We start from the raw sequence: 10,511 nt of genomic DNA, 5'->3' as shown, positions 1-10,511 counted from the left end.
TTAAATATTTTAACTTGTAATGAGCCTGTATTTAATTTTAAATATAGCATCATTTAGTATTCCATTTATTTACAGTTTTGAAAAGAAAATGCGCTTTATAAAATGGTGGAAAGCTGTTTTTTTATCCATTTTTATTGTTGCGTTCTTTTTTTTAATTTGGGATGTATGGTTTACAAAAATGGGAGTTTGGGGATTTAACCCAACGTACCATATAAATTTTACCATTTTAGGACTTCCTTTAGAAGAAATTTTGTTTTTTATTTGTATTCCTTACGCAAGTATTTTTACCCATTATGCTGTTGATTATTTTTTTCCAAAACTTCAGTTATCAAAAAAAATCACCAATTATATAACAATTACATTGGTCATTTTATCAGTTGTTATTATAATGTTTAACACAAATAAATGGTATACTTTGGTTAATTTACTTGTTTTTGCACTATTGTTAATGTATTCTTATTTTACAAAAAATAGTATTTTACAAAAATTCTATATCACTTTTTTGGTGATATTAATTCCGTTTTTTATTGTAAATGGAATTCTTACCGGAAGTTTTATTCATAATGAAGTTGTTTGGTATAACAATGCTGAAAATTTAGGAATCCGATTATTTACAATTCCTATAGAAGATGCGTTTTATGCGTTTAGTATGCTTTTTGCCAATTTAATATTAATAGAAAAGTTTAAAGCTAAATTTAATAAAAAAATGGGTTGATAGTTGTTTTATTTATTGACAAAAACAGATATATAGCCGTCATTCTGAACTTGTTTCAGAATCACACATTTTTGGAATCCAATATTAGTTGAGATCTTAAAATAAATTGAGGTTAGCGTTGTGATTATGTGATATAATAAAAAGTTAAGAAAATTATTTTAAAATGAAAACAGAAGTTGCCATTTTTTGGTTTAGAAGAGATTTAAGATTGCACGATAATTGTGGATTGTATAATGCTTTACAATCTGGTTTTAAAGTGTTACCCATTTTTATTTTTGATGATGATATTTTAAATGAATTACCAAAAAACGATGCAAGAGTTTCTTTTATTTATGAAACTTTAAATAATTTAAATACACAGTTGCAAAACGAAGGAAGTTCTCTTAAAATTATAAAGGGAACTGTTTTTGATGTTTGGAAAAATCTTTTTGAAAAATATATAATTAAAGAAGTTTACTTAAATAAGGACTACGAGCCTTACGCTATTAAAAGAGATTTAAAACTAAAAAACTTTTGTGAAGAAAAAGGAGTAAAGTTTAAATCATTTAAAGATCAGGTTATTTTTGAACAAGCCGAGGTTGTTAAAGATGATGGTTTACCTTATACAGTTTATACACCTTATAAAAATAAATGGTTGAAGCTTTTTTCAGAAACTAGTATAGAGTCATTTCCTTCAGAAAACTATTTACAAAACTTTCTTAAAGATAATTTTAGTTTTCCTACTTTAAATGAAATAGGCTTTCAATCAAGTGATATAAAAGTTCTGCCCTATAATAATAATTGTATTGCAGAATATTCAAAAACCAGAGATATTCCTTCAATAGCAACTTCTAATTTATCTGTTCATTTACGTTTTGGAACTGTAAGTATTCGTAACTTGATTAAGTTTTCAATAAAAAGCAACGCAATATTTACAAGTGAACTTATTTGGCGAGAATTTTTTATGCAAATTCTGTATCATTTTCCAAAAGTTGTACATCAAAATTTTAGAGAAAAGTATAATTACATCCGATGGAGGAATAACGAAGCAGAATTTAAATTATGGTGCGAAGGTAAAACAGGCTATCCAATTGTTGATGCTGGAATGCAGCAATTAAATAAAACCGGATATATGCATAACCGGGTTAGAATGATTGTAGCTAGTTTTTTATGTAAGCATTTATTAATAGACTGGCGCTGGGGTGAAGCCTATTTTGCCCAAAAGTTGTTAGATTTTGATTTAGCAGCAAATAATGGCAATTGGCAATGGGTTGCAGGTACTGGTTGCGATGCTGCTCCTTACTACAGAGTGTTTAATCCGCTTACGCAACAGCAAAAATTTGATCCAGATTTAAAATATGTTAAAAAGTGGAATCCAAACTACTTAAATATTCCAGAAATTGTGGAGCATAAAACTGCCCGCAATAGATATTTAGAAATAATGAAAAATTCATTAACTTCTTAAAACAATAAATTTTGAAATTAGGGGCTTTTACATATAAATAAAAGTTGACTTTTAATTTTATTACAAAAAATCTTATTATTTAAAAAATACGCCAAAAAAAAACTGGTTTTCCAATGTATATCTTGTTACATTCAAAACTTAAATTGGTTAACCAAACTGCTTAACCAATTTATTAATAGTATTTTAACTTCTCAATTTGTACTAATTCTAAATTACGAAAACGTTTTTTTAGCTGATATATATCATCAAAATTTTTACACGATTGATATAATTTTACCTCAGTTAAAAGACATAATAATCAAAATTTGTAAAAATTGATGTAAATAATTTAATGTTTTTGCAAATTTAATAGTGTAAATATAAAGTAAAATGAAAGAAGAGAATTCAAAATTAATTTGTGATGCTAATGAAGCAGTTGCTATTGTTGCGCACAAAACAAATGAAGTTTGTGCTATCTATCCTATAACACCAGCCTCGCCTATGGGAGAGCACGTGGATGTTTATAGTTCTCAAGGTAGAAAAAATATTTGGAACAACGTTCCACGTATTGTTGAAATGCAAAGCGAAGGTGGTGCTGCAGGTGCTGTGCACGGTTCATTACAAGCTGGAGCATTAACTACAACTTTTACGGCTTCGCAAGGGTTGTTGTTAATGATACCTAATATGTATAAAATGGCTGGTGAATTATTACCATCGGTTATACATGTAGCTGCAAGAACTTTAGCAACTCATGCGTTATCTATTTTTGGAGATCATTCAGATGTAATGTCTGCCCGTGCAACTGGTTTTTCTATGTTATTTGCCGGCAGTGTTCAAGAAGCGCACGATTTTGCATTAATATCTCAAGTGGCTACTTTAAAAAGTAGAGTGCCATTTATGAATATTTTTGATGGATTTAGAACATCACATGAAATTTCTAAAATAGATGCTATTCCAGATTCTGTTATTAAAGCAATGATGCCAGAGGAAGAAGTAATGAAACACAGAAAACGTTCATTAGATTCGGATAATCCTACAATTAAAGGTACAGCTCAAAATCCAGATGTATTTTTCCAAGCGCGTGAAGCTTGTAATACCTATTACAATAACGTTCCAGGAATTGTACAAGAAACAATGGATGAGTTTTATGAGCATACAGGAAGAAAATATAGCTTATTCTATTATATAGGTCATCCAGAGGCTGAAAAAGTAGTTATTATTATGGGTTCTGGAGAAGGACCAGTAAGAGAAACTATTGATACAATGGTTGAGCAAGGCGAAAAAGTAGGTGCTTTATTTGTGCGTTTATACCGTCCATTCTCTGTAAGTGATTTCTTAAAAGAATTACCTAAATCAGTTAAAAAAGTAGCTGTTTTAGACAGAACTAAAGAGCCAGGAAGTATTGGAGAACCATTATATTTAGATGTAGTTACTGCATTTGTTGAAGGCGGAGAGGCTATGCCAACAATTGTTGGTGGTCGTTACGGACTTTCTTCAAAAGAATTTACACCAGCAATGGTAAAAGGTATTTTTGATGAATTAGAAAACAAAAAACCAAAAAATCATTTTACTGTAGGTATTAATGATGATCTTACACATACTAGTTTACCAATTAACCCTTATTTCAAAACAAAAAAATCTACATTTAACTGTATGTTCTATGGTTTAGGATCTGATGGTACAGTAGGAGCAAATAAAAACTCTATTAAAATTATTGGTGAAACTACCGATAATTATGTGCAAGGATATTTTGTTTACGATTCTAAAAAAGCAGGAGCACAAACAATCTCGCATTTACGTTTTGGACCAGAACCAATTTACTCAAGCTATTTAATTAATAAAGCTAATTTTATTGCTTGTCATCAACCTAATTTTGTGTATGAATATGATATTCTAAAAAACATAAAAGAAGGAGGTACATTCTTATTGAACACGCCATTTTCAAAATATAAAATTTGGGCAGAATTACCAAGTGTTATTCAAAAAAGAATAATTGAAAATAATATAGAATTTTATGTAATTGACGCAACTAAAGTTGCTGAAGCGGCTAAATTAGGTAAGCGTACAAATACAGTATTACAAACATGTTTCTTCGCTATTTCTGGTGTATTACCAAAAGATGAAGCTATCAAAAAAATTAAAGATGCCATTGTAAAATCGTACTCTCATAAAGGAGATAAAGTTGTACAAATGAACTTTAAAGCAGTAGATACTGCATTAGAAAATCTTCAAAAAGTAGAGTACCCTTGTCATACAACTAATGAAGATGGTTTATTACCTTTATTAAGTGGAACAACAGATCCGTTTATTACTGGCGTATTAGGAACAATATTAGCAGGAAATGGTGACGATTTACCAGTAAGTGCATTTCCAGTAGATGGAACTTTCCCAACAGCTACAACACAATACGAAAAACGTGGTATTGCAACTGTTGTACCTACTTGGGATGACGCAGATTTATGTACACAATGTAACAAATGTGTTGCAATTTGTCCGCACGCTGCCATTAGAGCAAAAGTTGTTTCAAACGATTTATTAGTAGATGCACCATCAACATTAAAACATGTACCAGCAAAAGGAAGACCTTTTGATAGTAAAACTGAAAGCTATGTGTTACAAGTTTCACCAGAAGATTGTACAGGATGTGACCTTTGTGTTGCTGTTTGTCCAGCCGAAAGTAAAACAGTTGCAAATACATTTGCTATTAATTTAGCTGATAAGCGTAGCGTACAAGAAGTTGAAAATAAAAATTGGGATTTCTTTATTGATTTACCAGATTACGACAGAAAACAATTGGTAACTTCAACAGTAAAAGGATCACAGTTTTTACAACCATTATTTGAGTTCTCTGGAGCTTGTTCAGGTTGTGGAGAAACTCCTTATATTAAAATGATTACTCAACTATATGGAGATAGTATATTAATTGCAAATGCAACAGGTTGCTCATCTATATACGGAGCTAATTTACCAACAACACCTTATGCCAAAAATAAAGCAGGACACGGACCAGCTTGGGCAAATTCATTATTTGAAGACAATGCTGAGTTTGGTTTAGGTATGAAATTGGCATTATCTAAAAAGCAAGAAATTGCTGTTGATTTGTTAAAATCTTTAGAAAGTGTAATTGGAAGCACATTGGTTAATGATATTTTAAACAATGCTGAAACTGATGAAACTTTAAAAGAGCAAAAACTAAAACAAATAGATGAGTTAAATGGTATTTTAAATACAATTGATACTTATGATGCTAAAAAACTAAGAAACCTTTCTGAGTACTTACGTAAAAAAGACGTTTGGATTTTTGGTGGAGACGGTTGGGCTTATGATATTGGTTACGGAGGTTTAGATCACCTATTCTCTTCAGGAGAAAATATCAATATTTTAGTTATGGATACTGAAGTATATTCAAACACTGGTGGACAAGCTTCTAAAGCTACACCAATGGGAGCAAGTGCAAAGTTTGCAATGAATGGTAAATTAACATCTAAGAAAAGTTTAGCTTTACAAGCAGTTTCTTATGGAAATGTATATGTTGCTCAAATTGCAATAGGTGCAAAAGACAACCAAACATTAAAAGCAATTGAAGAAGCGGCTGCATATCCAGGACCATCATTAATTATAGCTTATGCACATTGTGGAGAGCACGGTTACGATTTAAAAGACGGAGCTTCACATCAAGAAAAAGCTGTTGAAACAGGTTATTGGCCATTATTTAGATTTAATCCTTTATCAGAAAAAGGAAAGAAATTTAGATTAGATTCAAAAGCGCCTGCTACACCTCTTCAAGACTTTATGTATAAAGAAACTCGTTTTACAAGAGTTGTTAAGGAAAACCCAGAATTGGCAGGAGTACTTTTAGAAAAAGCACAAGAGCAAGTAGATTCTCAATGGGAAAGATTAGAGTTGTATAAAAATTTATAATTTTTGATTAACCAAAAAAGTGCTGTTTACATTTTTGTATTCAGCACTTTTTTTAATTTTTTAAAAACTATTAGATATGAATGATAGATCAAAAGCTTTTTTTAAAGAAGCAGCAAAAAAATTAACCGAAGCAAAAGAAGAATTATTTAAACCATCAGAAGATTTTGTTAGCTATTCTGTTTGTAAAAATTCGCAATTTGCTATTGAAAATTACTTAAAAGGATTTTTAGTTTCAAAAAATGTAAAACTAGATGGTAATGATACCATTGCTACTTTATTTGAAAAATGTGTAAGTGTTGATAGCGGTTTTAGTAAAATTGATTTAAGTGCTATAGGTTGTAAAAACCAACCAATTGATTCTAGATATTGTTCTGAAATTAATTCAGTTAGCGCTTGTTTTGATGCAGCTGATAGTATTGATACATACCTTAAAAAAGCAAAAGCCTTATAAGATTGGCACTTTTTTGGTTTGAAGAAGTAAAAACTTACTGTACATTTGTAAAAATTAGTTTCTAATGAATTATATTTTATTTGACGGTACTGTAAGAGCATCTTTATTGCCTTTAACATACACTCGCCCAGTGGCAGATTTAAGAGTTGGTATATTAACAATTCGAGAAAAATGGGAGCAATATCTGGGCTTTACAACCACTACACTTACTGAAGATTATTTAGAAGAAAAATTTCCAATGGTGGAAATGGAGCAAAATATTTTAATTAATGCTTCGTTTCTTCCTACAAAAAATTTAGCTGAAATAATTTCAGAACTTTCTCAAAATCAGGCTGTTTTTAAAGGAGAGGAAGTTATTGCATTTTATACAAATGATACACAAGATGAGGTTAATTTTGATTCGTATAAAATTATTGAATTTACTGAAGATGTAATTCAAATTAAAAATACGTGGGATATTTTTTCATTTAATGATGCAGCTATTAAAGCTGATTTTGAAATTATTACCGAAGGAAGAAAATCTCAACCAATTCCAAAGGATGTTCACGTAATTAATAAAGAAAATATTTTTATTGAAGAAGGCGCTGAAGTACTTTATTCAAGTTTAAATGCAAGTTCAGGTCCTATTTATATTGGTAAAAACGCTTCTATAATGGAAGGAAGTTTAATTAGAGGTCCGTTTAGTTTAGGAGAAGAATCTACCATTAAAATGGGGGCAAAAATTTATGGAGCAACAACAATAGGTCCATATTGTAAAGTTGGTGGTGAAGTTAATAATTCGGTTATTTTTGGATATTCTAATAAAGGTCACGAAGGCTTTTTAGGAAATTCGGTATTAGGTGAGTGGTGTAATATTGGTGCAGACTCTAATAACTCGAACCTAAAAAATAATTACGATGAGGTTAGATTGTGGAGTTATGAGACTCATAATTTTGCAAAAACAGGACTTCAATTTTGTGGTTTAATTATGGGAGATCATTCCAAATGTGCCATAAATACGATGTTTAATACAGGAACTGTAGTAGGAGTAAGTGCAAATATTTATGGAAGTAATTTTCCAAGAAATTTTGTACCATCGTTTAGTTGGGGAGGATCAGCAGGTTATTCAACCTATCAAATTAATAAAGCACTAGAAACTGCTAAACTGGTTTTTAAAAGACGTGATTTAGATTTTGATGAAAAAGAACAGAAAATACTAGAACATATTTTTGAATCAACTAAAAAGTATAGAAATTTTTAAGCATTAGGATTATTAGTTATAATTGGACTTGGTTCAGAATAACATTCTAATATAAATAAAAAGCTAGTTAATCTAAATCAAGTTTAGATTAACTAGCTTTTTTATTGTTCATGAATAATTTATCCTTTCTTTTTAACAGAACCAGATCCAACAGATTTAACTTTTACAATGGTTGGATTTCCATAATAATATATATTTCCAGACCCAGCAGATGAACCGTGAATTTCATTTATAACAGTTACTTTTGCGTTTCCAGAACCTGCAATTTTAATTGTAGCAATGTCAGATTTTAAATTGTACGCATTTACGTTTCCAGAACCAGCAATACTTAAATTAAAATTATTGGAGTAACCATTTAATGTAATATTTCCAGAACCTGCAGTATTGGAATTTAAATTTTTGGTAGCAACTTTTAAAGTTAAATCTCCAGAGCCAGAAAGTGATAAATTTAAGTTGGATGTATTAATAATATCTTTAGAAGTTATTTTTCCCGAACCCGCTAAAGCAACGGATTCAATATCTTCAAAAGGAATAGTTATTTCAATATTATTTTTAGTTTGTATTTGGTAACCTTTTTTAGTTTTAATTTTTAATTCACCATTTTCAACTTCAGTAATAATATATTCTAATAAATTTTCATCTGCTTTTATAGTTATTTTTCCTTCTTTTCCTTTTAATAAAGTAATATGAAATGCTCCTGCAACACCAATTTTATCATAATCAGAAACAGATCTCTCGGTTGTGGTGCTATTGCCATTTCCTTTTATTTTTTTTGAATACATTTGAGCACTTAGTTGTGCGCTTAAAATAAGTAGGACTAATACACTTGCTATTTTTTTCATACTATTAATTTTTTAGTTGTTAGAAAATGTTACACTTCCATAACTTGATTTTATGGAAATTGTAGAGTTAGATGTTGGTTTGTTATAATATCCTTCGTAATATTTAGTGGTAGTGTTGCTAATTTCTTTGTTAAAATTAAATCCGTTTGTTCCTTTTATACTTCCATAACTTAAAGATGCATTTATGTTAAATGCATTTGCAGGAGTTAGTCCAAGTTTTATGTGCGTATAGGAAGACTGCACTTTTACAAGTTTAAAATTGCTGCTTAAATCACTAATTTTTAAGGAACCATAGTCTATTATAAAATCTGCAGTGCCATTTAATTTACCAATAGTGGTATGCATATAATCACTGTTTCCTTTTATATTTCCAACATTTTCAATTTTTAAATCGCCGTAATCACAATTAAAATCTAAGTCTACCAACATTCCAAAAGAAATATGAGAGTAATCTGCATTTAGTTTTGTTCTTCCAGATTTTTCAATGTGCAAAGAAGAATAATCAGCATTTATTTCGCCATCTTTCATATATTGAATTTTAGAATTATTGGTGTAATCAATGTCTATGTAATTATTAGGGTTTAATAATTCTCCAATGTTCAACTTTCCATAATCGCAGTTAATTTTTGAAGTTCCTTCTAATTTATTAATGTTTATGCCACCATAATTGTTGATTAAGTTTACATTATTAGTTATTGGCATTTTAATTAAGTAATTAATTTCCATACTAACATTATTATTTTTCCCCCAAAAACTCCAAGAATTTGACACTTTTTCAATAATTGTTTTTGCAGAAACATTGTTGCTATTTCCGTAAAAATCTATAGAAATGGCATCTAACTTTTCTTTTACTTTTTCTTCATCATCTCCATTTGTAGTAATGCTTACCACAATGCTAATGGTGTTTTCATTCCAAGTTACAATATCAATATTTCCATATTTGTTGGTTACGTTTAAAGTGGCATCTTTTAAAACGCTAAAATCCTTTTTAACCACTTTGTTTTTAGTGTATTTTCCATCTTTAATTCCAGCAGAAATTGTTATTGGTAGTAGAATTATCAAGAGTAATATTTTATACCTGGTTTTCATTTTGTTGTTTTTTAAATTGTTTAACATCTTCAATTTGAGCTAATAAGCTTTGTAATAATTCAATGCGTTGTTGAAAATTAGAAATCATTGCGTAAATAATTCTTTTATCTTCGGTACTTTCTTGTAGCTCTAAAGTAAGTACTTTGTAGTGTGTTTCTAGCTTATTAAGTTGTAGTAATGCATCATTAATTAATTGTTCGGTATCGCTGTTTCGTTCTAGTGCTACGTTTTCTAATTCCTTTTGGATAGTTGTAACAAAGTAGTTTTGTGTTTCTTCCATTTTAGGCGATATACTTGCCAATTCTAAACCATTGTTTGTATAAGATTTACCAATCCAAATTCCAATAAAAAGTATAATTGAAGCGGCAATTGGTAGCAAAATCAGACTCTTATTTATTTTTTTTGAAGTATATTTTTTTTGTTGTTTTAATTTCTCCTCAAATCTTTCAAAATGCCCAACGTTTGGCTCTTCAATATCAAATTTGTTTTCAAGATTTTTACAAATATGTTCAAAATTATTTTTCATAGTGTAAGGCTAATAGTTGTTTTAGTTTCGTTTTTGCTCGGGAAATTGTAGTTCTACTATTTTCATAAGTAATATTCATAATTTGAGCAATTTCTTCATAATCATAGCCTTCAATATAGTGTAAGGTAAAAGCCACTTTGTAATTTGTTTTTAATTTATTTAGTTTTTCAAGAATTTCTTTACAACTTGCTTCACTAAAATCTTCATTTTCATTATTTTCATCTTCACAAATTGTAAAATTTTCTAACAATTTTGTTTCAAATTTTTTATTCTTTTTTAAAGCTGTAATACTTTTATGTATTAC

General features: G+C 29.4%; 9 protein-coding genes. 5 read left to right on the top strand and 4 right to left on the bottom strand.

Going from position 1 to position 10,511, the window contains the following annotated elements:
- Positions 1–19: 19 nt before the first annotated feature.
- From ABY298_RS12195 to ABY298_RS12175, 5 genes are all read left to right on the top strand, one after another.
- The gene (locus tag ABY298_RS12195; RefSeq protein ID WP_372746337.1) at positions 20–715 is read left to right on the top strand and encodes a lycopene cyclase domain-containing protein; all 696 of its coding nucleotides are present in this window, start codon (positions 20–22) and stop codon (positions 713–715) included.
- 163 nt (positions 716–878) lie between these two features.
- Positions 879–2,159: a deoxyribodipyrimidine photo-lyase gene (locus tag ABY298_RS12190; RefSeq protein WP_372746336.1), complete on the top strand. Its 1,281-nt coding sequence runs from the start codon at positions 879–881 to the stop codon at positions 2,157–2,159.
- Positions 2,160–2,528: 369 nt separating this feature from the next.
- A complete protein-coding gene (gene nifJ, locus ABY298_RS12185; RefSeq protein ID WP_372746335.1) occupies positions 2,529–6,059 on the top strand; it encodes a pyruvate:ferredoxin (flavodoxin) oxidoreductase in 3,531 nt (1,176 codons plus the stop codon).
- A gap of 76 nt (positions 6,060–6,135) precedes the next feature.
- The gene (locus ABY298_RS12180) at positions 6,136–6,510 is read left to right on the top strand and encodes a hypothetical protein (RefSeq protein ID WP_372746334.1); all 375 of its coding nucleotides are present in this window, start codon (positions 6,136–6,138) and stop codon (positions 6,508–6,510) included.
- Between the two features lie 64 nt (positions 6,511–6,574).
- Positions 6,575–7,750, top strand: a complete 1,176-nt coding sequence (locus ABY298_RS12175; protein ID WP_372746333.1) for a GlmU family protein — start codon at positions 6,575–6,577, stop codon at positions 7,748–7,750.
- A 119-nt stretch (positions 7,751–7,869) separates the two neighbouring features.
- Here ABY298_RS12175 and ABY298_RS12170 read toward each other — a convergent pair whose 3' ends face one another.
- The 4 genes from ABY298_RS12170 to ABY298_RS12155 form a co-directional block, all read right to left on the bottom strand.
- Complete coding sequence (locus ABY298_RS12170) at positions 7,870–8,592, bottom strand: head GIN domain-containing protein (RefSeq protein ID WP_372746332.1); 723 nt, start codon at positions 8,590–8,592, stop codon at positions 7,870–7,872.
- Between the two features lie 12 nt (positions 8,593–8,604).
- Positions 8,605–9,654 carry a hypothetical protein gene (locus ABY298_RS12165; protein WP_372746331.1) on the bottom strand — a complete coding sequence of 350 codons (1,050 nt, stop codon included), beginning with the start codon at positions 9,652–9,654 and terminating at the stop codon, positions 8,605–8,607.
- A 10-nt stretch (positions 9,655–9,664) separates the two neighbouring features.
- A complete protein-coding gene (locus tag ABY298_RS12160; RefSeq protein ID WP_372746330.1) occupies positions 9,665–10,207 on the bottom strand; it encodes a hypothetical protein in 543 nt (180 codons plus the stop codon).
- Positions 10,197–10,511 (bottom strand): RNA polymerase sigma factor (locus ABY298_RS12155; RefSeq protein WP_372746329.1); only part of this gene is annotated, 315 nt, incomplete at its 5' end. The genes ABY298_RS12155 and ABY298_RS12160, both read right to left, overlap by 11 nt.

Source organism: Lutibacter sp., assembly GCF_041596795.1.
Taxonomy (GTDB): Bacteria; Bacteroidota; Bacteroidia; order Flavobacteriales; family Flavobacteriaceae; genus Lutibacter.
The sequence above is the reverse complement of the archived record's forward strand: the minus strand, read 5'-3'. Positions and strand labels throughout refer to the sequence as shown.